This is a genomic window from Bradyrhizobium sp. BWA-3-5, from assembly GCF_032917985.1.
In the GTDB taxonomy this organism is placed as follows: domain Bacteria; phylum Pseudomonadota; class Alphaproteobacteria; order Rhizobiales; family Xanthobacteraceae; genus Bradyrhizobium.
Window position 1 is genome coordinate 2,982,193 of record NZ_CP136626.1, and the last position, 21,655, is coordinate 3,003,847.

General features: G+C 63.9%; 26 protein-coding genes. 17 read left to right on the forward strand and 9 right to left on the reverse strand.

The annotated features are described in order from the left end of the window. Positions 1-117: 117 nt before the first annotated feature. The 3 genes from RX331_RS14195 to RX331_RS14205 are packed head-to-tail and all read right to left on the reverse strand — an operon-like array spanning position 118 to position 3,196. Positions 118-951, reverse strand: a complete 834-nt coding sequence (locus RX331_RS14195) for an ABC transporter ATP-binding protein (RefSeq protein ID WP_317257142.1) — start codon at positions 949-951, stop codon at positions 118-120. Continuing rightward, the gene (livM, locus tag RX331_RS14200; RefSeq protein ID WP_317257143.1) at positions 948-2,279 is read right to left on the reverse strand and encodes a high-affinity branched-chain amino acid ABC transporter permease LivM; all 1,332 of its coding nucleotides are present in this window, start codon (positions 2,277-2,279) and stop codon (positions 948-950) included. The genes RX331_RS14195 and livM overlap by 4 nt, the downstream gene beginning before the upstream one ends. Next, positions 2,279-3,196, reverse strand: a complete 918-nt coding sequence (locus RX331_RS14205; RefSeq protein WP_317257144.1) for an ABC transporter permease subunit — start codon at positions 3,194-3,196, stop codon at positions 2,279-2,281. The genes livM and RX331_RS14205 overlap by 1 nt, the downstream gene beginning before the upstream one ends. A 274-nt stretch (positions 3,197-3,470) precedes the next feature. Here RX331_RS14205 and RX331_RS14210 point away from each other — a divergent pair, with 274 nt between their 5' ends. Further along, positions 3,471-3,638 carry a hypothetical protein gene (locus RX331_RS14210; RefSeq protein WP_317257145.1) on the forward strand — a complete coding sequence of 56 codons (168 nt, stop codon included), beginning with the start codon at positions 3,471-3,473 and terminating at the stop codon, positions 3,636-3,638. Between the two features lie 247 nt (positions 3,639-3,885). Here RX331_RS14210 and RX331_RS14215 read toward each other — a convergent pair whose 3' ends face one another. The 3 genes from RX331_RS14215 to RX331_RS14225 all read right to left on the reverse strand — a co-directional run bounded on the left by RX331_RS14215 (position 3,886) and on the right by RX331_RS14225 (position 6,630). Next, a complete protein-coding gene (locus tag RX331_RS14215) occupies positions 3,886-4,278 on the reverse strand; it encodes a carboxymuconolactone decarboxylase family protein (protein ID WP_317257146.1) in 393 nt (130 codons plus the stop codon). A gap of 112 nt (positions 4,279-4,390) precedes the next feature. Then, positions 4,391-5,173 (reverse strand): 3-oxoadipate enol-lactonase, encoded by a 783-nt coding sequence (gene pcaD / locus RX331_RS14220; RefSeq protein ID WP_317257147.1) that lies wholly within the window; start codon positions 5,171-5,173, stop codon positions 4,391-4,393. 101 nt (positions 5,174-5,274) lie between these two features. Further along, entirely contained in the window at positions 5,275-6,630 is a 1,356-nt protein-coding gene (locus tag RX331_RS14225) for a 3-carboxy-cis,cis-muconate cycloisomerase (protein ID WP_317257148.1), read from the reverse strand. A 160-nt stretch (positions 6,631-6,790) separates the two neighbouring features. On the opposite strand from RX331_RS14225, the gene RX331_RS14230 reads away from it, so the two are divergent. The 10 genes from RX331_RS14230 to RX331_RS14275 all read left to right on the forward strand — a co-directional run bounded on the left by RX331_RS14230 (position 6,791) and on the right by RX331_RS14275 (position 14,921). Further along, a complete protein-coding gene (locus RX331_RS14230) occupies positions 6,791-7,237 on the forward strand; it encodes an SRPBCC family protein (protein ID WP_283033918.1) in 447 nt (148 codons plus the stop codon). Positions 7,238-7,453: 216 nt separating this feature from the next. Then, the gene (locus RX331_RS14235; RefSeq protein ID WP_317257149.1) at positions 7,454-7,927 is read left to right on the forward strand and encodes a (2Fe-2S)-binding protein; all 474 of its coding nucleotides are present in this window, start codon (positions 7,454-7,456) and stop codon (positions 7,925-7,927) included. A gap of 76 nt (positions 7,928-8,003) precedes the next feature. Continuing rightward, positions 8,004-8,807 carry a xanthine dehydrogenase family protein subunit M gene (locus RX331_RS14240; protein WP_317257150.1) on the forward strand — a complete coding sequence of 268 codons (804 nt, stop codon included), beginning with the start codon at positions 8,004-8,006 and terminating at the stop codon, positions 8,805-8,807. Positions 8,808-8,842: 35 nt separating this feature from the next. Next, positions 8,843-9,748, forward strand: a complete 906-nt coding sequence (locus RX331_RS14245; protein ID WP_317257151.1) for a MoxR family ATPase — start codon at positions 8,843-8,845, stop codon at positions 9,746-9,748. A 125-nt stretch (positions 9,749-9,873) separates the two neighbouring features. Further along, a complete protein-coding gene (locus RX331_RS14250; RefSeq protein WP_317257152.1) occupies positions 9,874-11,079 on the forward strand; it encodes a VWA domain-containing protein in 1,206 nt (401 codons plus the stop codon). A 14-nt stretch (positions 11,080-11,093) separates the two neighbouring features. Continuing rightward, the gene (locus RX331_RS14255) at positions 11,094-11,423 is read left to right on the forward strand and encodes an XdhC family protein (RefSeq protein ID WP_317257153.1); all 330 of its coding nucleotides are present in this window, start codon (positions 11,094-11,096) and stop codon (positions 11,421-11,423) included. After that, positions 11,420-12,124, forward strand: coding sequence for an XdhC family protein (locus RX331_RS14260; RefSeq protein ID WP_317257154.1), 705 nt, complete (start codon positions 11,420-11,422; stop codon positions 12,122-12,124). The genes RX331_RS14255 and RX331_RS14260 overlap by 4 nt, the downstream gene beginning before the upstream one ends. Beyond that, positions 12,121-13,725, forward strand: a complete 1,605-nt coding sequence (locus RX331_RS14265) for a molybdopterin-binding/glycosyltransferase family 2 protein (RefSeq protein WP_317257155.1) — start codon at positions 12,121-12,123, stop codon at positions 13,723-13,725. Before RX331_RS14260 ends, RX331_RS14265 begins: the two co-directional genes overlap by 4 nt. Before the next feature lie 242 nt (positions 13,726-13,967). Then, positions 13,968-14,357, forward strand: coding sequence for a DUF4189 domain-containing protein (locus RX331_RS14270; RefSeq protein WP_317258125.1), 390 nt, complete (start codon positions 13,968-13,970; stop codon positions 14,355-14,357). Positions 14,358-14,510: 153 nt separating this feature from the next. After that, a complete protein-coding gene (locus RX331_RS14275; RefSeq protein WP_317257156.1) occupies positions 14,511-14,921 on the forward strand; it encodes a DUF2000 family protein in 411 nt (136 codons plus the stop codon). Positions 14,922-15,004: 83 nt separating this feature from the next. Here RX331_RS14275 and RX331_RS14280 read toward each other — a convergent pair whose 3' ends face one another. Continuing rightward, positions 15,005-16,051: an MBL fold metallo-hydrolase gene (locus RX331_RS14280; RefSeq protein WP_317257157.1), complete on the reverse strand. Its 1,047-nt coding sequence runs from the start codon at positions 16,049-16,051 to the stop codon at positions 15,005-15,007. Positions 16,052-16,375: 324 nt separating this feature from the next. Here RX331_RS14280 and RX331_RS14285 point away from each other — a divergent pair, with 324 nt between their 5' ends. The 6 genes from RX331_RS14285 (at position 16,376) to RX331_RS14310 (ending at position 20,353) form a co-directional block, all read left to right on the forward strand. After that, complete coding sequence (locus tag RX331_RS14285) at positions 16,376-17,464, forward strand: TRAP transporter substrate-binding protein (protein WP_317257158.1); 1,089 nt, start codon at positions 16,376-16,378, stop codon at positions 17,462-17,464. Between the two features lie 350 nt (positions 17,465-17,814). Continuing rightward, a complete protein-coding gene (locus tag RX331_RS14290; protein WP_317257159.1) occupies positions 17,815-19,107 on the forward strand; it encodes a sulfite oxidase in 1,293 nt (430 codons plus the stop codon). 53 nt (positions 19,108-19,160) lie between these two features. Further along, a complete protein-coding gene (locus tag RX331_RS14295; RefSeq protein ID WP_317257160.1) occupies positions 19,161-19,454 on the forward strand; it encodes a hypothetical protein in 294 nt (97 codons plus the stop codon). A 224-nt stretch (positions 19,455-19,678) separates the two neighbouring features. Then, entirely contained in the window at positions 19,679-19,891 is a 213-nt protein-coding gene (locus RX331_RS14300; protein ID WP_317257161.1) for a hypothetical protein, read from the forward strand. After that, positions 19,888-20,010, forward strand: a complete 123-nt coding sequence (locus RX331_RS14305) for a hypothetical protein (RefSeq protein ID WP_317257162.1) — start codon at positions 19,888-19,890, stop codon at positions 20,008-20,010. Before RX331_RS14300 ends, RX331_RS14305 begins: the two co-directional genes overlap by 4 nt. 133 nt (positions 20,011-20,143) lie before the next feature. Further along, the gene (locus tag RX331_RS14310; protein ID WP_317257163.1) at positions 20,144-20,353 is read left to right on the forward strand and encodes a hypothetical protein; all 210 of its coding nucleotides are present in this window, start codon (positions 20,144-20,146) and stop codon (positions 20,351-20,353) included. A gap of 19 nt (positions 20,354-20,372) precedes the next feature. On the opposite strand, the gene RX331_RS14315 is transcribed toward RX331_RS14310, so the two are convergent. Then, positions 20,373-20,801: a hypothetical protein gene (locus RX331_RS14315; protein ID WP_317257164.1), complete on the reverse strand. Its 429-nt coding sequence runs from the start codon at positions 20,799-20,801 to the stop codon at positions 20,373-20,375. Between the two features lie 106 nt (positions 20,802-20,907). Then, positions 20,908-21,651 (reverse strand): cupin domain-containing protein, encoded by a 744-nt coding sequence (locus RX331_RS14320; RefSeq protein ID WP_317257165.1) that lies wholly within the window; start codon positions 21,649-21,651, stop codon positions 20,908-20,910. Positions 21,652-21,655: the final 4 nt, after the last annotated feature.

A 21,655-nucleotide genomic window follows, 5' to 3' on the forward strand; every position in this document is an offset into this window, starting at 1 on the left:
CGCTATGGCGCTGCCGAGCAGAACCGGGGCCCAATCTCCCGCGTCCGTTCATGGATCCCGGATCAGCGGAGCATCGCTCCGCGCTGCATCGCATCCGGGAAAAGTGGAGAGACCGGATCACGTACCGCTCTCCATCACCGCAATGGCTTCTTCTTCGTCGGTGCCGAGATAGGCGGCGATCACCTTGGGATCGTCGCGAATTTCCTTCGGCGTGCCTTCGGCGATCTTCACGCCGTGGTCCATCACCACGACGTGGTCGGAGATTTCCATCACGACGCTCATATCGTGCTCGATCAAAAGGATCGAAGTGCCCTCATCGGCGCGGATCGAGAGCAGCAATTCGCTCAAAGCCGCGCTCTCGCGCGCGTTGAGGCCGGCCGCCGGCTCGTCGAGGCAAAGCAGGGCGGGCTGGGTACACATCGCGCGCGCGATCTCCAGGCGCCGCTGGTCGCCATAGGGCAGATTGCCGGCGGCATCGTCGGCGCGATCGAGCAGCCCGATGCGGTCGAGCCAGGTTCGCGCCAGGTCGATGGCAGCCTGTTCGGCCTGCCGCCAGGACGGCACGCCGATCAGGCCGAGGAAGGTCAGCCCGGAGGCACGCATCAGCGCATTGTGCTGCGCCACCATCAAATTCTCCAGCGCGGTCATGCCGGGAAACAGGCGAATGTTCTGGAAGGTGCGCGCGACGCGGGCGAATTTGGCGATTCGGAAATCGTTGAGACGTTCGAGCCTTGTCACATGGCCGTCATCCTGCGTCAGGCGGATCGCGCCCGAGGTCGGCTTGTAGAAGCCGGTGATGCAGTTGAACACGGTGGTCTTGCCGGCGCCGTTCGGCCCGATCAGCGCGGTGATCTTGCGCCGCTCGGCGTCGAAGGAGAGCTCGTTGACGGCGACGATACCGCCGAAGCGCATCGACAGCCGGTCGACCGAGAGGATCGGAGCATCGCTCATCCGTGGCCCTCCTTGACGAGGTCGGACGAGATCGCTTCCTGGCGCTGCAGGAATACGGTCGGCGCGCGATGGCCGATCAGGCCGCGCGGCCGCCAGATCATCAAAAGCACCATCGCCATGCCGAACACCAGCATGCGGTACTGGTCGAGCCCGCGGAACAGCTCAAAGCCGCCGATCATGGTGAGCGCGGCCAGCGCCACGCCGAGCTGCGAGCCCATGCCGCCGAGCACCACGATCGCCAGCACCAGCGCCGATTCGTGGAAGGTGAAGGATTCCGGGCTGATGAAGCCTTGCCTGGTCGCGAAGAACGCGCCGGCAAAGCCTCCGAACATTGCGCCGGTCGCGAACGCGGTCAGCTTGGTCGTGGTGGTGTTGATGCCGAGCGCGCGGCAGGCGACCTCATCCTCGCGTAGCGCCTCCCAGGCGCGGCCGATCGGCAGCCGTCGCAGCCGGATGGTGACCCAGTTGGTAAGCAGCGCCAGCGCCAGGATCAGGTAGAACAGGAACACGATGCGGTGCGTCGGCGAGAATTCGATGCCGAGCAGCGCCGCGAGGCCATTGTCGTCATTCGTTAGCGGAATGCCGAACAGAGTCGGCCGGGGAATGCCGGTGACGCCATTCGGTCCGCCGGTCAGGCTCTGCCAGTTGATGATGACGAGGCGAATGATCTCGCCGAAGGCGAGTGTCACGATGGCGAGATAGTCGCCGCGCAGCCGCAGCACGGGAAAGCCGAGCAGCACGCCCCAGAACGCGGCGAGAACGCCGGCGAGCGGCAGGCAGATCCAGAACGACAGGCCAAAATTGGTGGCGAGCAACGCGTAGGAATAGGCGCCGACCGCGTAAAAGGCGACATAGCCGAGATCGAGCAGGCCGGCGAGGCCGACCACCACGTTCAGCCCCCATCCGAGCATGACGTAGGTCAGCACGAGGATAGCAAGGTCGAGAATGTAGCGCTCGTTGTAGAACAGCACCGGCACCAGGAATGTGAAGACCAGCAGCACCGGTGCGACCAACCGTCCAGCCAGCGACAGCGCGCTCTGCACCGACGCCGGCACCACTTTGACCGCGTCGACCGGTCCCCACCATTGCCGCAGCAACTCGATGATGATGCTGCCGCCGAACACGGCCCCGACCATGGCAGCGAGGTCGCCAAAGCGCGTCCAGTAGACCAATTGCCCTTGCGGACCTGCCTCGGTGCGCACGCCGATCATCAGCGAGAACAGGACGAGCGCCACGAAGGCACTGATGAGCGCTTTCTTGAGGATGAAGGCGGCGCCGGGGACTCGCGAGGTTGGGGCGGCGGGGGTTGCGCTCACGCGATCGCCCATCAGACTTTTTCGACTTCGGGCCGGCCGAGCAGGCCGGTCGGAAGGAAGATCAGCACCACGATGAGAATCGAGAACGCGGCGACATCCTTGTACTCAACCGAGAAATAGGCCGACCACAAGGTCTCGATCAGGCCGATCAGAAGCCCGCCGAGCATGGCACCGGGCAGCGAGCCGATGCCGCCGAGCACGGCCGCCGTGAATGCCTTGATGCCGGCGACGAAGCCCATGAAGAAATCGACCAGCCCGTAATAGAGCAGGTACATCATGCCGGCGACCGCCGCGAGGGCGGCCCCGATCACGAAGGTCATGGAGATGGTGCGGTCGACGTCGACGCCGAGCAGGGAGGCCATGGTCTGGTCCTGCTCGCAGGCACGCATGTCGCGGCCGAGCCTTGTGCTCGATACCAGCCAGGTGAACAGCGCCAGCAGCACCACGGTGGTAATGACGACGATGATCTGGATGTTGGAGAGCTGCACGACGAAGCCGTCAGTGCCCTCATGCAGGGTGTGGCCACCGGTGATGATCGGCGGCACCGGCTTGACGCGGGCGCCCTGGGCCACCTGCGAATAATTGGTCAGCACGAACGACATACCGATCGCCGACAGCATCGGCGCCAGGCGGAACGAATGCCGCAGCGGCCGGTAGGCGATGCGCTCGACCGTCCAGCCATAAAGCGCGGTGATCGCCATCGACACCAGCAGTACGACCAGCAGGATCAAGGGGATCGCGGTCAGGCCGATCGAAACCAGGATCAGGAAGGTGATCAGGGCGATGAAGCCGCCGATCATGAAGATGTCGCCATGGGCGAAGTTGATCATGCCGACGATGCCGTAGACCATCGTGTAGCCGATGGCGATCAGGCCGTAGATCGAGCCGAGCACGAGGCCGTTGATCAGTTGTTGGGCGAAATAATCCATGCGCTGCCGTTTTTTGTAGGAGGACGCGGCGAGAGCTCCGGCAGCCCATGACGACGCGTCGTGCCGTTTTCTAACAGGTGGGAACCGGGGGCGGCAACAGCGCTCGGTGCGGCTTAATTGGCTTGTACAGAGCTAGTTTTTGCGCAGTTGTTCCACTGCCACGGTCCGGCCATGCCTTTGCCGTGCGATCCTCGCATCGGAACCGTTGTTCCCGGCAACCATGGCCGCGGCGCTTCGTTATGTCGGTCTACGTCTAAACAACGGAGATCCCTCGATGAGCAAGATGAACCAGAACCCGGGCCAGCAGAACCAGAACCCGGGCCAGAAGCCCGGTCAGCAGCAGCAGGGCGGCGGTCAGAAGCCGGGTCAGCAGCAACAGGATCCGGGCCGTCAGGGACAGAACCCCAATCGTCAGGGACAGATGCCCGATCAGGACCGCTAGCCGGACTGACCGGATACAGACTTGAAGAAGACCCCGCCGGGAGGCGGGGTTTTTCTTTGTGGGGCACGGAGCCGTTATGGCCTTTAGATTGCACCTCATGCCCCGGACGCGCGCAGCATCTCTTGGTGATGCGCCGCAGAGCCGGGGCCCAGGGAGCGGTCTGGGTCCCGGCTCTGCGTCGAGTCATTTCATGCCGCGCCGCGTCCGGGACACGAGAGTTCGGCAGGTCGATGTGGCGCCGACCGACCTAGCCTTGCAGCAGACCCAGTTCGGCGATGATCGCGTTCGCTTCTTTCACCGCGTGGTTGGCCGCCGGCACGCCGCAATAGATCGCCTGCTGCAGCAGGATTTCCTTGATGTCGTCGGGCGTGAAGCCTCCCTCCGCCAGTGCCGCGCGCACATGCAGGCGGAATTCGTCCCATTGTCCGAGCGCCACCATGGTGCCGATTACGAGCACGCGGCGGGTGCGGTGGTCGAAATGCGGCCGGGTCCAGATGTCGCCCCAGGCGTAGCGGGTGATCAGGTCCTGAAAGTCGGTGTTGAATGCATTGCGGTGCTTGATCGATTTGTCGACCCACTCATTGCCGAGCACCTTGCGGCGCTGCGCCATGCCGTCGTCGCGGCGTTGGTTGTCGTCCATACTCTCTCCTTCCGCCATTGCGAGGAGCGAAGCGACGAAGCAATCCATCTCTCCGCAAGCGGTGAAATGGATTGCTTCGCTGCGCTCGCAATGACGCCTCTAGTTGCGGTCACTACCGTTGCGTCAGAAATCCGATCACCGCGTCGGTGAAGGCGTGCGGCTGCTCGACATTGGAAATATGCGCGGCGTCGAGGATGGTCATGCTCGCGCCCGGAATCCGGCTCCGCATGAATTCGCCGTCGGCGATCGTCGTCGACATGTCGTGGCGGCCCGTGATGATGAGCGTCGGACTCTTGATCCGCGGCAACAGCTCGCGCTGGTCGAGCGTCGACAGCGCCTCGCAGCAGGCGATGTAGCCCTCGACCGGCGTCGTCAGCATCATCGCCTTCATGTTGGCGGCGAGCTGCGGCTGCCGCTCGCGGAAATCCGCCGTCAGCCAGCCCGCCAGCACGGCATCGGCGACCGCGGCGATGCCGCCTTCCTTCACCGCCTTGATGCGGTCGTTCCAGCGCGTCGGGTCGGGGTAATAGCAGGTGGTGTTGGCCAGGATGATCTTGCCGAACCGCTCGGGCGCGTTGGCGCCGAGCCATTGCCCGACCATGCCGCCCATCGACAGCCCGCACCAATGCGCTTTCGCGATGTTGAGGTCGTCGAGAATCGCCAGCACGTCGCGGCCGAAGCGCTCCAGCGAGTAGGGTCCGGGCGGCACGCCCGACTTGCCGTGGCCGCGGCGGTCGTAGCGGACGACGCGGAATACTTGCGTCAGCGCCTTCATCTGCGGCTCCCACATCTGCATGGTCGAGCCCAGCGAGTTCGACAGCATCAGCGTCGGTCCGCCGTCGCGGCCTTCGACGGATACGTTGAGCAGACACCCCTCGGCGTCGATCATTGGCATGGCTTTGTTCCTTCGTCATGCGCGGGCTTGACCCGCGCATCCATCCAAACAAAAGACTCTATTCAAGGTGATGGATTGCCGGGTCAAGCCCGGCAATGACATCAGCGCTTGTCGAGCGAAGCGAGCAGGCGGTCGATCAGGGCCTGCGAGGCGCCTTGATAGGCCGTCGGCTCGAATAGTTTTGCGATCTCATCAGCGCCGAGTTGCGTGGTGACCTTGGCGTCCGCAGTCAGCACCTCCCGCAGATGCTGCTTGTCCTGGACCGCCTGCTTGCTCGCCGCCTCAACAAGGTGATGCGCTTCGCTTTTGCCGATCTTCTCAGCCAGCCGCATCGCCACTGCTTCGGCCATGATCAGCCCGTCTGTCATATCGAGATTTTGCCGCATCCGCGCGGCGTCGACTTCCAGCCCTTCCGCGATATCGACGATCGCCGCCAATCCGCCCGATGTCGCAAGCAGCAGCGTCGGCAGCGTCGGCCATTCCGCATGCCAGGGGCCGGCGCTGCGCTCATGCTCCTGCACCTGCGCCGCAAAAATCGTGGCGGCGAGGTTCGGCGCCATGGTTGCCGCGGCGAGCGCACTGGCGGATGCGACGGGGTTACGCTTGTGCGGCATGGTGGAGGAGCCGCCGCGGCCTTCGCCCGACGGCTCGAACGCCTCGCCGACATCGGTCTGCATCATCAGGGAGACGTCGCGCGCGATCTTGCCGCAGGTGCCGGCCAGGATCGCGAACACCGAGGCCGCTTCTGCGATGCGGTCGCGCTGGGTGTGCCAGGGCGCGTCGGGCAGCGGCAGCTTCAGCTCCGCAGCCAGCTTTTCCGCGACCGTCAGCCCCTTGTCGCCGAGCGCGGCGAGGGTGCCGGCGGCGCCGCCGAACTGCAGCGCCAGCGCCTCGCCGCGCAGGCGCCTCAGCCGCGTCCCCGAGCGGTGCAGGGCTGCGGCATATTCGGCGAGCTTCAGTCCGAACGGCATCGGCAGCGCATGCTGCAGCCAGGTGCGGGCAACCACAGGGGTATCGCGGTGCCGGCGCGCCAGGGCGGCAAAGCCATCGATCGCACGATCTAAGTCGGCAAGCAGGGCGTCGATCCCGGCGCGAAGGCCGAGCATGGCGCCGGTGTCGATTACGTCCTGGCTGGTCGCGCCCCAATGCACGTAGCGCGCGGCATCGGCGTCTGCCTTGGCGACAGTCGCGGTCAGCGCCTTGACGAGGGGGATGGCGAGATTGCCGGACTTTGTCGCGGCATCGGCCAGCGCCGCGAGGTCGAATGATTCGGCCTTGCACGCATTCGTGATCGGTCCCGCGGCGCTTGCCGGAATCACCCCGGCCGCGGCTTCGGCGCGCGCCAGCGCGCCCTCGAAATCCAGCATGTTCTGCAGGGCTGCCACATCGTCGCAGACCGCGCGCATCGCGGTGCTCGACAGCATCGGGGCAAGCAATGGGGAGAGGGGCGTGCTCATCTTCCGTGCGACCTAACCACCCCGGCCTGTCAATGCCAATGCCCTTGTCGCGTCACACGTGTTGCAGGTGCGAATTTGCATCGCTTATCGCCCTTCCTTTTGCCCCTTGCGTGCTTTACTTGGGAGATCGGGTTAAGCGTAGATTTCAGGAGGCACCCCCATGGCGATGACGATGAACGGCGAGGTCCAGCTTGCGGCGTCGCGCGAGGCTGTGTGGGCCAAGCTGAACGATCCGGACGTGCTGAAGGCCTGCATCCCCGGTTGCGAGGAGCTGGAAAAGACCGAGGACAATGGCTTCCGCGCCACCGCCAAGATGAAGGTCGGCCCGGTCTCCGCCCGCTTCAAGGGCAAGGTGATGCTGAGCGATCTTGACCCGCCCAACGGCTACAAGATCACGGGCGAGGGCGAGGGCGGCGTCGCCGGCTTCGCCAAGGGCGGCGCGACGGTCGCGCTGTCGGAGAAGGATGGCGGCACGCTCCTCAGCTACAATGTCGAGGCGCAGATCGGCGGCAAGCTGGCCCAGCTCGGACAGCGCCTGATCAATGGCGCGGCCAAGAAGCTGGCCGACGAGTTCTTCAGCAATTTCGGCAAGGCTGTGCAAGGGTGATCCGCGGCTGACGCCCGAGCCCCAACATCAAGGCCCCGACACGGCTGATTCCTTCGCGTCGGACCGGCTAGACAGGCCCGTCAAGTCACTCAGGCCATGCCCCAAACGAGGGGCTCCTGAGGTTGCTCATTACCGGGATGGCCCATATTATGGGCTTTGGAATGACTATAAACACCTGCACAGCCGATATGCGGCAGTGCAGCCAAGAGAGTGCTGATGGCCAAGATTTCCCTGATCGTGAACGGTAATCCCGTAAACGCCAATATCGATCCCCGTACCCTGCTGGTCCAGTTTCTGCGGGAAAATCTCCGCCTGACGGGCACCCATGTCGGCTGCGACACGTCGCAGTGCGGCGCCTGCGTCGTGCATCTCGACGGCAAGGCGGTCAAATCCTGCACCACGCTGGCGGTGATGGCCGACGGCCACGAGGTTCGCACCATCGAGGGCCTGGCCGCCGACGGCGCGCCGCTGCACCCGATGCAGGAAGCCTTCCGCGAGCATCACGGGCTGCAGTGCGGCTTCTGCACCCCCGGCATGATCATGACCGCGGTCGATCTGGTCAACCGCAAGGGCAATGATCTTTCCGACGAGGTCATTCGCGAAGAGCTCGAGGGCAATCTGTGCCGCTGCACCGGCTACCAGAATATCGTCACCTCGATCGCCGCCGGCGCCAAGGCGATGGCCAAGTGACCGCTAAGTGACCGTCAAGTAATCGACACGTTCGCTTAATCGATTTTCATCGCGACCCGCGATCAGGAAGTTCTCCATGTACGAATTCAAATATCATCGTCCGGCAACCGTGCGGCAGGCCGCCAATCTCCTGGTGAAGAACGAGGACGCCAAGGTGATCGCCGGCGGCCACACGCTGGTGCCGGTCATGAAGCAAAGGCTCGCCAGCCCGCCGCATCTGGTCGACCTCTCCCATATCGAGGGGCTTGATGCCATCGAGATGAAGGGCCGGTCGTTGGTGATCGGCGCCACCGCCAAGCATGCCGACGTCGCCAACTCGCCGATCGTCGGCGAGGCCATTCCAGCGCTCGCCGAACTCGCCAGCGGAATCGGCGATCCAGCGGTGCGCCACAAGGGCACGATCGGCGGCTCGCTCGCCAATAACGACCCGACGGCGGATTATCCCGCCGCCGTGCTCGCGCTCGGCGCCATCATCGTCACCAACAAGCGCCGCCTCAAGGCGGAGGAATTCTTCCAAGGCCTGTTCACGACCGCGCTGGAGAGTGACGAGATCATCACCAAGGTGATGTTCCCGCTGCCGAAGAAGGCCGCCTACATCAAATTCCGCAACCAGGCGTCGCGTTACGCGTTGGTCGGCGTGTTCGTCGCCAAGCGGCCGTCGGACGTGCGCGTGGCGGTGACCGGCGCCGGCTCGGATGGCGTGTTCCGCGCCACCGCGTTCGAGGAAGCATTGAAGAAGCGCTTCTCGCATAAGGTGCTGGACGGCATTTCCGCCTCGGCGGAGGGGCTGAACAGCGATCTACACGGCAGCGCCGAATACCGCGCGCACCTGATCGGCGTGCTGACGCGGCGCGCGGTCGAAGCGGCGACGGCGAAGTAGTTGCCGATTACAGGCGCATCAAGATTGGCGATACCATGAGTGCATCGGCGCTGCCCAAATCCGTCGATGGGATGCTCGACCTCCTGAACGCGCGCGGCTATTTCGCCGAGCGCTCGCTGGCAACGGTGGCCTATCTGTCGCTGCGGATGGGCCGGCCGCTGTTTCTCGAAGGCGAGGCCGGCGTCGGCAAGACTGAAATCGCAAAAGTGCTGTCGGCGGCGCTCGGGCGCAAGCTGATCCGCCTGCAATGCTATGAAGGCCTCGACGTCGCCTCCGCCGTCTATGAGTGGAGCAGCGCGGCGCAGATGATCGCGATCCGCCTGGCGGAAGCCGCTGGCGATACCGATCGCGAGCAGTTGTCCTCGGACATCTTTGCCGAGCGCTTTCTGATCAAGCGCCCGCTGCTGCAGGCGCTGGAGCCGGACGTTGCCGGCGCGCCGGTGCTCTTGATCGACGAACTCGACCGCGCCGACGAGGCGTTCGAGGCGTATCTCCTCGAAATCCTCAGCGATTTCCAGGTGACGATCCCCGAGTTCGGCACCATCAAGGCGCCGCAGCCGCCGATCGTCATCATCACCTCGAACCGCACCCGCGAGATTCACGACGCGCTGAAGCGCCGCTGCCTCTATCACTGGGTGGATTACCCGGAGGCCGAGCGCGAGCTTGCGATCGTCAAGTCGCGCGTGCCGGGGATATCCGCAAAATTGTCGCAGCAGGTCGTCCGCTTCGTCCAGGCGCTGCGCAACCAGGATTTCTACAAGTCACCGGGCGTTGCCGAGACCATCGACTGGGCGACCGCGCTGACTGAGCTCGACGCCCGCTCGCTGACCTCGCAAGTGGTCGGCGACACGCTGGGCGCCCTCTTGAAATACCAGGACGACATCGCACGCATGCAGGGCGATGCGCTGCAGAAGGTTTTGAAGGACGCGACGAGCGAATAGCCGTCATTCCGGGGCGCGCCACTTGGCGCGAGCCAGGAATCCATCGAGCCGCGCAGATCCCTGAGAAATGGATTCCGGGCTCTCGCTTCGCTCGCCCCGGAATGACGAGGTAGAGAGATCTTTCGATGACCACCATCGATCACCTCAACCCGCCCACCGGCCACATGGCCGATAACGTCATCGGCTTCGCCCGCGCTTTGCGGGCGGCCGGGCTGCCGGTCGGCCCGGGCTCGGTGATCGACGCGCTGAACGCGCTGCAGATGATCGAGATCGGCAACCGCGCCGACGTCTACGCCACGCTGGAGGCGATCTTCGTCAAGCGCCACGAGCACGCGCTGATCTTTGCCCAGGCGTTCGACCTGTTCTTCCGCGCCGCCGAAGACTGGAAGCACATGCTGGATTCGGTGCCGCTGCCGGACCATGCCAAGAAGAAGCCGCCGCCGGCCTCGCGCCGCGTGCAGGAAGCGCTGGCACAGCCCTCGATGCGCGAAGAAGCGCAACAGGCCGAGCAGCAGGAGCTGCGGCTGTCGGTCTCCGACAAGGAGATCCTGCAGAAAAAGGATTTTGCGCAGATGAGCGCGGCGGAGATCGCCGAGGTCACCCGCGCCATCGCCAATATGAAGTTGCCGCAGGCCGAGCTGCGCACCCGCCGTTACCAGCCCGACGCCAAGGGCCTGAAGCTCGACATGCGCCGGACCTTGCGTAGCTCGTTGCGCACCGGCGGCGAAATCATCGAGATAAGAAAGCTCGGCCGGATCGAGAAGCCGGCGCCGATCGTGGCACTGCTCGATATATCGGGATCGATGAGCGAATATACCCGCCTGTTCCTGCATTTCCTCCATGCCATCACCGATGCCCGCAAGCGCGTTTCCGTGTTCCTGTTCGGCACGCGGCTGACCAACGTGTCACGCGCGCTGCGGGCCAAAGACCCCGACGAGGCGCTGGCGAGCTGTTCGTCCTCGGTGGAGGATTGGGCTGGTGGCACCCGCATCGCCACCTCGCTGCACAGCTTCAACAAGCTATGGGGCCGCCGGGTGCTGGGGCAGGGCGCCATCGTCCTCCTGATCTCCGACGGGCTGGAGCGCGAGGCTGACGCCAAGCTGGCCTTCGAGATGGACCGGCTGCACCGTTCCTGCCGCCGCCTGATCTGGCTCAATCCGCTGCTGCGGTACAGTGGTTTTGAGGCCAAGGCCCAGGGTATCAAAATGATGCTGCCCCACGTTGACGAATTCCGCCCGGTGCATAACTTGACCTCAATGGAAGGGCTGATCGAGGCGCTTTCTGCGCCGCCCCCGCCCCACCACATGAGCCGCATCCGCTCGGCCGCCTGAAGGAGGGTCTCCTAATGCTCAACCGCGACGAAGACATTCTGCAGGCCGCCGAGAGCTGGCAGAAGGCCGGCCACGGCGTGGCGCTGGCAACCGTGGTCGAGACCTGGGGTTCGGCCCCGCGGCCGGCCGGCTCCAGCCTCGTCATCAACGATGACGGCACGTTTTTGGGCTCCGTCTCCGGCGGCTGCGTCGAAGGCGCCGTTGTCACTGAGGCGCTGGACGTCATCGCCAGCGGCAAGCCCAAAATGCTCGAATTCGGTGTTGCCGACGAGACCGCCTGGAATGTCGGGCTGTCCTGCGGCGGCACCATCCGCGTCTTCGTCGAGAAGGTGGGGCAGTCGTGAAACTGGAAACCCTCACTCAAGTCAATGTCGAGCGCGCTGCGCGCCGCCCCGTCATCGTGGTCACCGACGTCGCTACGGGCGATCAACGGCTGGTGAAGGCAAAGGACATCGCGACCGATCCGCTTGCGGGCGAGCTTTCGAAGCAGCTTCGCATGGGCAAGAGCGCCATGGTCGAGAGCGGCGGCAAGAAACTGTTCCTCAATGTCTACGCGCCGACCGCGAAGCTTGTGATTGTCGGCGCGGTTCATATCAGCCAGGCGCTGGCGCCGCTGGCCCGATCGCTCGACTACGACGTGACGGTGGTCGATCCACGCACCGCCTTTGCCAGCCCCGAGCGCTTTCCGGACGTGCCGCTGATCGCCGAATGGCCCGACGTGGCGCTGCCGCCGCTCAACATCGATCATTACACCGCGTTTGTCGCGCTTACGCATGATCCCAAGATCGACGACCCGGCGCTGCTGCACGCTTTCGAACGCGACTGCTTCTATATCGGCGCGCTCGGCTCGCGAAAGACCCACGCCAAGCGGGCGGAGCGGCTAAAGGCACAGGGCGCATCCGACGCCGATATCGCGCGCATCCATGCCCCGATCGGGCTTTCGATCGGCGCGGTCTCGCCGTCGGAAATCGCGGTCGCGATCATGGCCGAGATCACCGCCGGGCTGCGGTTGCCGAAAGAGACCGCGAAGGTGCAGGCGGCATGAAGTTCGGCCCAGCCAGTCCGGCCGACGCGATTGGCGGCGTCACCGTGCACACGCTGCGGCAGGGCTCGCTGGTGCTGAAGAAGGGCACCACGATCGGGCCTGCCGAGGTCGAAGCGTTGAACAAGGCCGGCGTGAAAGAAATCGTCGTGGTGCGGCTGGAAGAGGGCGACGTCTCCGAGGACGAGGCCGCCGCCAGCGTCGCGCAGGCCGTCGCGGGTGAGGGCGTCAATGTCGAGCGTGCCTTTACCGGTCGCGCCAATCTGTTTGCGGCACGCGCCGGCGTGCTGGTGGTGGACCGCGCCGCGGTCGACCGCATCAACGGCGTCGATGAAGCCATCACCTTCGCGACGCTCGCCGCCTTCAAGCCGGTGGTCGAGGGCGAGATGATCGCGACCGTCAAGCTGATCCCGTTCGGCGTCGAGGGGAAGCTGCGGGACGCCGCCGTCAAAGTCGCGGGCAAGGATGCGCTGCGGATCGCGCCCTACGTCATCAAACGCGTCGGCGTGGTCTCGACACTGCTGCCGGGGCTCGCAGCAAAGGTGATCGACAAAACCCTGCGCGTCACCGCGGAGCGGCTCGCGCCTGCGGGTGCCAGCATCATCGCCGAACGGCGCGTGCCGCACGACGAGGCGGCGCTGGCGGCCTCCATCAAGGAATTGCTGGGCCTCGGCGCCGAGCTGGTGATCGTGTTCGGGGCGTCCGCGATCGCCGACCGGCGCGACGTCATTCCGGCCGCGATCACGGAAGTGGGTGGCCGCATCGAGCATTTCGGCATGCCGGTCGATCCTGGCAATTTGCTGCTGATCGGCAGCGCTGGCGAGGTGCCTGTGTTGGGCGCGCCGGGCTGTGCGCGCTCGCCGGTCGAAAACGGGTTTGACTGGGTGCTGATGCGGCTGCTTGCCGGCTTGAAGGTCACGCGCGCCGAGCTGACCGGCATGGGCGTCGGCGGCCTCTTGATGGAAATCGTGACCCGGCCGCAGCCGCGCACCCATCTCGAGGGGGAGGCCAACCGCCACGTCACCGCCGTCGTGCTCGCCGCCGGCCGCTCGACGCGGATGGGCGGCCCGAACAAGCTGCTCGCGGAAATCGACGGCAAGAAGCTGGTACGGATTGTCGCCGAGCAGGCGCTGGCCTCGAAGGCGAGCGAGGTGATCGTCGTCACCGGCCACCAGGCCGAACTGGTCGAGCAGGCGCTGGCGGGGCTGAACGTCAAATTCGTTCGCAATCCCGATTTCGCCGGCGGCCTCGCGTCCTCGGTAAAGGCCGGCATCGCGGCGGTGCCTGATAATGCCGATGGTGCGATCGTCTGTCTCGGTGACATGCCGCTGATCTCGGCAAAACTGATCGATCAGCTGATCGAAACCTTTGCCCCGGACCGCGGCCATCTGATCGCCGTCCCCGTCAGCGAGGGCCGGCGCGGCAATCCCGTGCTGTGGTCGCGCCGCTTCTTTAAAGAGCTGATGACGCTCGACGGCGACGTCGGCGCGCGCCATTTGATCGCCAAGCATGCGGAGGCGGTCGCTGAAGTTCCCGTCGACGGCCAGAGCGCGTTTTTAGATATCGATACGCCGCAAGCCTTGGAAGCGGCGCGCAGATCATGAGGCATTCACGGCTGTCGTCCCGGCCTTGAGCCGGGACCCACGCGCACCGTCATGATTGCTGTGAGAAGAGTGGGGCTGCAGGGTGCCGTGACCACGTAATCCTGTGGTTATGGGTCCGGGCGTTCGGGACGACATCTTGGAATGACCGGCGCTTCATTCCTCTTCCTCCAAATCCCTCATTCACCAACTGGAAACTCCCCCGCCTTAGATTCTGCCGTGTTACCTCGGGGGAGGGGCATTTGATTGTTTCGAACGTCGCGGCAAAGCGCCGCGCGCTCTTTATCCTTGTGATGGCACTGATACTGGGCGTCTCGGGCTTCATCGGCAGGACATGGGCGGCCGGCGCCTTCGCGGTCGGCAAATGCGGTGCTTACGGCCAGGCCTATGACTATCCGGCCGAGGCGGACGCGCGGGCCGCGGCACTCAGGCAATGCAAGGGCGCCTGCACTGCGGTGACCATGAAGCGCGCCTGTGCCGCGCTCGCCGTCGACATGACCAACCCGTGCGGTGCGCATGGCTATGTCGTGAAACCCAGAATTTCCAGCTCGCTCAACGCGGCGACCAAGAAGTGCTACGAATTCGGCGGCAAGGAATGCGTCATCCGCGCCTGGGCCTGCGACGCGAAGGGGTGATAGGTTGATCCTCATCCTCTGAGGAGCGCGGCACGCGCGTCCCGAAGGATGAAGGCCACCAGCCGGGCCGCATGGTTCGAGACGGCGCTTGCGCGCCTCGTCACCATGAGGAACCCTGTTCTTTCCAACCCTCCAGCTATCGGTAATTCGCAGATGCAATTCGACACCAAGATCGCGGTCGTGATCCGGACCGACCTCGAAGCCTGGCAGAAGCTCAACGTCGCGTCGTTCCTCGCTGGCGGCATCGCGGCGGCATTTCCCGAATGCATCGGCGAGCCCTATGGCGACGCCTCGGGCACGCAATATCTGTCGCTGATCGGCCAACCGATCCTGATCTACGGCGCCGATCGAGCGGCACTGTCCCGCGCGTTGGAGCGCTCGCTCGCCCGCAACGTCACGCCGGCGGTCTATACTGAGGACATGTTCAAGACCACGCATGATGCCGCCAACCGCGAGGTGGTTCGGGCCGTGATCCGCGCCGAACTCAACCTGGTCGGAATCGCCATGCGCGCCGAGCGGAAGGTGATCGACAAGATCGTCGATGGGCTGAAATTTCACAGCTAGCAGCGCGTGGATATCGCAAGTCGTAGCCCGGATTGCGCTTCGCTCTATTCGGGCTACGAACTTTGATGCATGGATGTGCGCCTTCAAAGATGCGAAAGCTTCGTTCTTTGTTGCCGTGCCCGCAGGATGCCGAAGGGGTCTTCTCTTTGGGCCAACTTCCGGTAGGTTGCCAGATCATCGTCCTGGATTGCCGGTCCCTCGCCACGTCGCCCAACAGAGCCCGTGCCATGTCCCAACGGCAGCGCGGTGCCAACTCCCGCATATAGATATCGGTCACCGAACGCCTGCTTCAATGCTGCAAATGTCGGCTCGCCGGTGCAGTGGCCCGGCGCGATGTTTTCTACCTTGAAGTCATCCTTGAGCGCCGCCACGGCCTTGGCAATGACTTCGTCCGAGGCGACGACGAGGTGAAAGCCGCCCGCGATCAAGCGAATTTTGGGATTGATGGCCTTGGCGGCTTCGACGATTTTTTCGATGCCCGGATGTGCGCAACCAACCACGAGCACGACGCCATCGGCGGTTTCGACGGCGAGCGACAGCTCCTTCAACTCCTTCGTGCCGGGGGCGTCCGACACAAGTGCTATCAACGTGATCCCTGGAGCGATTTCGGACGTCTTGTCGATCGGCTCGATGTTGGCGTGCTGCCAGGCAGCGCCGAATTTCATGACTTCCGGCGGCTTGCCACCGTAGTAGCGCATCTCCGGGGCTAAGGATTCGTCCTTACGGTAGAAGCTCGATGGCAGCGACGATCCGTAGATTCCGAATCCTTCCTTGGGCGCGTAGATTTTCACCGTCGGATTAACGCTCAGAACATGGTTCAGGCCGGCCATGTGGTCGGAGTGGCGGTGTGACAGAACGACGAAGTCGATGCTGGTGAGGTCAATGTTCTTCGCCTTGATGTTCGCCGCGAAGATGTCCGCGTCGTTGCCCGTGTCAAACAGGATCCGTTTGCCGGAGACTTCCACGAGCGCTGAGAAGCCCCAGTCCTTTTTCATCGAAGCATCAGTGCCGAACGCGTCGTAGAGGATCGTGATTTTGCCAGTGGGCTCAGCCGCAGCGATGCGCGCCGGGGAAATCATGACGGCGACGCCGGCAAGCGAAGTCGCAAGCAACGCTATTCGAAGCTTCATGGAAGTTCCTCCTGTTCGAGAAGCCCCCGTCCGTCATGCTGATAATTCTTGCTCAGCGCCCACACAGTTTGTGGTTGAGCAGCTACCGAAAAGCTACGCCCTGTTTTTGCAGGTGTCACTACAAAAAGGCGATCTTACAGGTCTTGTCCATAGGGCGCCGGGAGTGCGGGAGGCGGGTCGTCCAAGCTATACCGGATATCCGTCATGCCACGGCAAGGTAACGCTTCCAAGCATGGCTCGATGTTCGTTATGATAAGAGATGAGTGATCCGCGAAGGCCTTCCCCCCGCGCGAAGGGACATGCATTTTATAGGAGTAATATACGATGAAACGCCGTACATTCCTCAAAGGCGGCGCCGTGGCCGGCGCGGCGACGCTGGTTGCGGCACCCGCGATCGCGCAAACCTCGCCCGAGATCAAGTGGCGGCTGACCTCGAGCTTTCCGAAGTCGCTCGACACCATCTACGGCACGGCGCAGACCTTTGCGAAATACGTCGCCGATGCCACCGACAACAAGTTTCAGATCCAGACTTTTGCGGCCGGCGAGATCGTGCCCGGCCTGCAGGCGCTCGATGCCGTCGGCTCGGCGACCGTCGAGATGGCCCAGACGCCGCTCTATTTCTACATCGGCAAGGAGCCGGCGCTGACCTACGCGACCGGCGCGCCGTTCGGCATGAACCATCGTCACCAGCATTCCTGGTGGTCGTTCGGCGGCGGCGCCGACCTCACCAACGAGGCGCTGAAGCCGTTCAAGGCCCATGCGATCCTGTGCGGCAATTCCGGCACGCAGATGGGCGGCTGGTTTCGCAAGGAGATCAAGGCCGTCGACGATCTCAAGGGCCTCAAATTCCGCATTGCCGGCATGGGCGGCCATGTCTTGGCAAGACTGGGCGTTGTGCCGCAGCAGATCGCGGGCGGCGACGTTTATCCGGCGCTCGAGCGCGGTACCATCGATGCCGCGGAGTTCGTCGGCCCCTATGACGACGAGAAGCTCGGCTTCTATAAGGTCGCAAAGTACTATTACTTCCCCGGCTGGTGGGAAGGCGGGGCAATGCTGCACGTCGTCGTGAACGAGGAGAAGTGGAACGCGTTGCCCAAGCAATACCAGGCGATCGTCAACCAGGCGGCTTCGGCGGCGGGCGCGTGGATGATCGAGAAATACGACAGTGTCAATCCGGCCGCGCTGAAGCGGCTCGTCGCCGGCGGTGCGGAGCTGCGCGCCTTCCCGCAGCCGGTCATGGAGGCCTGCCACAAGGCGACGCAGGATCACCTGAACGAGATCGCCGAGAAGAACCCGCTGTTCAAGAAGACGAAGGAGAGCCACGACGCCTACATGAAGGAACTGCTCTTCTACACGCAGATCGCGGAAAACTATTACGACAATTATCTGCTCAGCAAGACGCGCAAGGGCTGAGGCGTTCTGCGCGCAGGCAATATCGCCAACCAGCAAGTCGGGTCGAAATATCGGCCCGACCTGTCATCGTCTTAGGCGCCATGCGTGCCATGCTGGCGCATTTCCTCGATCCAGCGCAGGCGCTTCTTCTCGTCAGCGACTCCCGCACGTTACGCAGGAGCCATTGGTAACCAGGATGGTGGCAGTGTCCTTGATCCAGGTCAGGACGGCATGTGCGCGCCAAACAGTTGCAGCCGACGTACAGGCATCTTGCGGTGCAGTCGCAAAATGCAAATACTCCTCTTCAGTTGGGCTCCCGAGGGGAAGCCCGGCCAAGAAAGCCCGGGAGCGGGCAACCGGGAGAGAACGTCATGACTTGGGAAGCCGGGGGCAGTGCGGCTGAAGGCAGCCATTTCGATACCAATCGGCGCAGATTTCTGGGAGGCTCGGCGCTGGCCGCGCTGGGCGCCACGATCGGCGGCGCGCTGCCGCTCTCGCGCGACGGATTTGGCATTCCGCAGGCCCATGCGCAGGCCGCGTCACCCGCGCCCGCCAAGGGGCCGCAATATCTGAAATTCCCCGGCAAGAACGAAGGGCTCGTCGTGCTCGGCGAAAAGCCGCTGGTCGCCGAGACGCCGGAAAGCCTGCTCGACGACGACACCACGCCGATCGAGAAATTCTACATCCGCAATAACGGACAGATCCCCGAGGAGGCGAAGGACCCCGACGCCTGGAAGATCACCATCGATGGCGAGGTCAACAACAAGATCGAGATCACGGTCGGGGAGTTGAAATCGAAATACAAGGCGGTAACCCGGCGCATGGTGCTGGAATGCGGCGGCAACGGCCGCGCCGGCTTCTCGCCGCCGGCGCGCGGCAACCAGTGGACCAATGGCGGCGCGGGCTGTGCCGAATGGACCGGCGTCCCGCTCGCCGATCTCCTCAAGAAGGCCGGCCTCAAACCGTCAGCGAAATACACCGCGCATTATGCCGCCGATCTGCATCTGTCGGGCGAGGCCGGCAAGCCCAGCATCTCGCGCGGCGTGCGCATCGCGAAGGCGATGGACCCGAACACGATGATCGTGTGGGCCATGAACGGCAAGCCGCTGCCGAACATCCATGGCGGGCCGGTGCGGCTGATCGTGCCGGGCTGGGCCGGCTCGGCCTCGCAGAAATGGCTGACGCGCATCACCATCCGCGACCGCGAGCATGACGGCCCCGGCATGACGGAGTTTTCCTATCGCACCGCGATCAAGCCGATGGTGCCCGGGGCCAAGGCCGATCCGGCCAACTTCCGTATCCTGGAATCGATGCCGGTGCGCTCGATCATCACCAGTCCTGCGAACGGCGCGAAATTCGCCGCCGGCACCAAGGAACTGAAACTGCGCGGCGCCTCCTGGGCGGGCGATCTCACGGTGAAGCAGGTCGACATCTCGCTTGATTTCGGCGCGAGCTGGCAGCGCGTCACATTGGAGAAGCCGAAGAACAAATATGACTGGCAGCGCTGGACTGCGACGGTGAAGCTGCCGACCGACGGCTATTTCGAGATCTGGGCGCGTGCCACCGATTCCAAGGGCGCGATGCAGCCGCATCAGGCCGGCTTCTGGAATCCGCAAGGCTATGGCGGCAACGCCATGCATCGCATCGCCGTGCTGGTCGGATGATGCAGCGCCTTGTGTTGTTAGCGCTGGCCGGTGCGCTCTGGATAGCACCGGCCATGGCGCAGCAGGCCTTCTCGCCCCGCGACGAAAGTCCGGAGGAGTTCGTCGCGGGCGCAGGCCGCAACGAGACCTTCTATGCCTGCACCGCCTGTCACGGCTTCAAGCTCGTGGCGCAGCAGGGCATGACGCGTGCGCAGTGGGAAGATTCGATCAACCTGATGGTCCGCCGCCACAGCATGCCGCCGCTCGACGACAAGGATCGCGAAGTGATCCTGAATTATCTCGAAACGGCCTATCCGCCGCGCGCGCCGGCGGGCAGGGGAGGTTGGGTGAATCCATTCGCAAAGTGAGCGGTTAAGGTTCGCGACTACGGTGAACTCGATTCGCGCGATGCGGCGTGCATGCGTATTTGACGTTACAGCCATGTGACGGCGCCGCGCCTTGTTAACCTCTGAGGTACAAAATTGATGCATGATTGCGAGGTATTTGGTCTCGCAATCGTCGGCACCAGTACCTATTTCTCGCGTCAGGGAAGGAAGTCGCCCAGGGACAACTCCGATAAAAGGAGCCATCCATGGCGAACGTACTCACCACTGGGGCCGCGTTTTTTGCCCCGACCAAAAAGCCCTCATTTTTCTCTCGATTGTTGCGCGTTCATCTCGAAGCCCGGCAGCGGCAGGCTGACCGTGCGGTCGAGCAGTATCTTGCTACCCATGGGCGCGCGCTGACCGACGACGCCGAGCGCGCGATCGGGCATCTGCTCGCCAACGGGGGGCGCCGGCCATGATCACACTCATCCTCGCGCAGTTCGCAACCACGCTGGCCCGCTTCGGGAAAGAGGCGCTCGCGACCTGGCACGAAGCCCAGCAGCTTCGTCGTCAGATGTCTGGACGGTCTGAGGAATAGTCTCGGTCGGCGCGAATAGACCACCCTGATGCTGCGGTTCTGATTCGATCAGAACCGCAGGCTTCGACGCCGCTCTTGACGCCGTTGCACGTCGGTCCAGAATGGCCGGCAGCTCGCGCCGGGAGACGGTCAGATGAGGTTTTTGATTACGGGGTTGGATACGGCAGGAAATATCACTCTCAACCGCGAGTCCGTTCCGGCCGCGTTGAAGAAGGCCGCCGAGTTGATGTCGGACGGCTGCTGGAATGTCGAGATCGTGACCCCCGACGGCGCGACTTATCATTCCGGCGAGTTCGATCAATTGCGAGAGCGCGTCAGCGCACCGGCCCCGATCCATCGCTGACAAGCGATCTCGCAGCCGCTCAACTCGACGACGCGCTGACATAGGGAATGCTGGCGACGACGGCGACGAGCACGACGGCATTCGACAGCATGCCGGTCCAGTGCAGACGGCGCAGCCGTCGCACCGCATCGGGATTGCCGGCATCCCGGGCGCTAAGCGCCGCATTCCACCGCTGCATGAACCAGCCGCGGCCCCAGAACGCCAGCGCCGCGATCAGGCCGACGCCGAGCGCGAAAGCCGGTCGGCGTGTCGCTGCAAAAACCATCATCGCAATGACGGTGGTCACGCGCAGCATCAGAAAATGCACGCTGAACATGCCGCCCAGCAACTGGGTGACGGGCGGGATGTCGAGCTTCACCAATAGAAAAGCAGGGGAGGCCAGAAAGAAGTAGCCTATCGGAAACAGCAGAATGACAATGGCAGCTAAGGCCACTCCGTCTGGCGTCATGCGATCACCCCTTCTTTTCCCATCATCGGGCGAGGGCCTTTCAGCGGCAGCTTATGATGATACCGTGCGCTGTCTTGTGCCATTGGGCTTTGGTCGGAGACCAGCCTCAGGCCCGCTTGCCGCCGAGCGAGACGAAAGCCATGAGACAGGGCTCCGGCAGCGGATTGCGCCAGCGATGGCGCGTGCCGTTCTGCACGATGCAGTCGCCCTGGCGCAGATGCACCTTCTGTCCGTCGTCCAATTCCAGCGTCATCTCGCCGCGAACCACGACCCCGTAATCGATCGTGTCGGTGGTGTGCATGCCGCCGCCGCCCCTTTCGAAGTGATCGCCCATGCCGGGAAGCTTGTCCGACAGTTCCTTCAAGCCGCTCTCGAAGGTGACGCCCGGCGGTGGTTTGTAACCCTCGGGACGTTTCGGCGGATATGAGATGAGCCGGAATATCGTGCCGCCCGGGCCGGGGAAGGCTTTCGTGCCCGGGAGCATCGGGTCCGCCTCCAGGCCGGTGAGATCAGGCACGCCTTCCGTTCTGTAAAGCTCGTAGAACGTCAGCCCCGGATTGGAATCGATTTCCACCACCGTACTCGTGACGTCAAAGGACTTGAACACCGACTTGCCGGCCTCGTTGCGGCCGGTCAGCGCCCGCTTGGGCGGCGGCAGCTCGCTTGCATCCTTTGCGTCGGCTGGTTGCGACATCGCGGCGAGGGCGCCGCCGGTTGCCATCACGGAGAGAGCCTGCAGCAACTGGCGCCGGTCGCCGACTTCAAACGGTTTCGACGAAAGCGCCGCGTCAGCACTTTTCTTGCCCCGTGACCAACGTAGCCAGGAACAGCTGCTCGAAAGTTTGCCCATCTGC

Bases quoted from the DNA above. Each gene is read 5' to 3' on its own strand.
- RX331_RS14240 (WP_317257150.1), top strand. From the start codon at position 8,004: ATGTACGAATTCAAATATCATCGTCCGGCAACCGTGCGGCAGGCCGCC.
- RX331_RS14285 (WP_317257158.1), top strand. From the start codon at position 16,376: ATGAAACGCCGTACATTCCTCAAAGGCGGCGCCGTGGCCGGCGCGGCG.
- RX331_RS14315 (WP_317257164.1), bottom strand. From the start codon at position 20,801: ATGACGCCAGACGGAGTGGCCTTAGCTGCCATTGTCATTCTGCTGTTT.
- RX331_RS14215 (WP_317257146.1), bottom strand. From the start codon at position 4,278: ATGGACGACAACCAACGCCGCGACGACGGCATGGCGCAGCGCCGCAAG.
- RX331_RS14245 (WP_317257151.1), top strand. From the start codon at position 8,843: ATGAGTGCATCGGCGCTGCCCAAATCCGTCGATGGGATGCTCGACCTC.
- RX331_RS14290 (WP_317257159.1), top strand. From the start codon at position 17,815: ATGACTTGGGAAGCCGGGGGCAGTGCGGCTGAAGGCAGCCATTTCGAT.
- RX331_RS14280 (WP_317257157.1), bottom strand. From the start codon at position 16,051: ATGAAGCTTCGAATAGCGTTGCTTGCGACTTCGCTTGCCGGCGTCGCC.
- RX331_RS14225 (WP_317257148.1), bottom strand. From the start codon at position 6,630: ATGAGCACGCCCCTCTCCCCATTGCTTGCCCCGATGCTGTCGAGCACC.
- RX331_RS14300 (WP_317257161.1), top strand. From the start codon at position 19,679: ATGGCGAACGTACTCACCACTGGGGCCGCGTTTTTTGCCCCGACCAAA.
- RX331_RS14310 (WP_317257163.1), top strand. From the start codon at position 20,144: ATGAGGTTTTTGATTACGGGGTTGGATACGGCAGGAAATATCACTCTC.
- RX331_RS14275 (WP_317257156.1), top strand. From the start codon at position 14,511: ATGCAATTCGACACCAAGATCGCGGTCGTGATCCGGACCGACCTCGAA.
- RX331_RS14250 (WP_317257152.1), top strand. From the start codon at position 9,874: ATGACCACCATCGATCACCTCAACCCGCCCACCGGCCACATGGCCGAT.
- livM (WP_317257143.1), bottom strand. From the start codon at position 2,279: ATGGGCGATCGCGTGAGCGCAACCCCCGCCGCCCCAACCTCGCGAGTC.
- RX331_RS14305 (WP_317257162.1), top strand. From the start codon at position 19,888: ATGATCACACTCATCCTCGCGCAGTTCGCAACCACGCTGGCCCGCTTC.
- RX331_RS14210 (WP_317257145.1), top strand. From the start codon at position 3,471: ATGAGCAAGATGAACCAGAACCCGGGCCAGCAGAACCAGAACCCGGGC.
- RX331_RS14255 (WP_317257153.1), top strand. From the start codon at position 11,094: ATGCTCAACCGCGACGAAGACATTCTGCAGGCCGCCGAGAGCTGGCAG.
- RX331_RS14205 (WP_317257144.1), bottom strand. From the start codon at position 3,196: ATGGATTATTTCGCCCAACAACTGATCAACGGCCTCGTGCTCGGCTCG.
- RX331_RS14235 (WP_317257149.1), top strand. From the start codon at position 7,454: ATGGCCAAGATTTCCCTGATCGTGAACGGTAATCCCGTAAACGCCAAT.
- RX331_RS14195 (WP_317257142.1), bottom strand. From the start codon at position 951: ATGAGCGATGCTCCGATCCTCTCGGTCGACCGGCTGTCGATGCGCTTC.
- RX331_RS14230 (WP_283033918.1), top strand. From the start codon at position 6,791: ATGGCGATGACGATGAACGGCGAGGTCCAGCTTGCGGCGTCGCGCGAG.
- RX331_RS14320 (WP_317257165.1), bottom strand. From the start codon at position 21,651: ATGGGCAAACTTTCGAGCAGCTGTTCCTGGCTACGTTGGTCACGGGGC.
- RX331_RS14265 (WP_317257155.1), top strand. From the start codon at position 12,121: ATGAAGTTCGGCCCAGCCAGTCCGGCCGACGCGATTGGCGGCGTCACC.
- pcaD (WP_317257147.1), bottom strand. From the start codon at position 5,173: ATGCCAATGATCGACGCCGAGGGGTGTCTGCTCAACGTATCCGTCGAA.
- RX331_RS14295 (WP_317257160.1), top strand. From the start codon at position 19,161: ATGGCGCAGCAGGCCTTCTCGCCCCGCGACGAAAGTCCGGAGGAGTTC.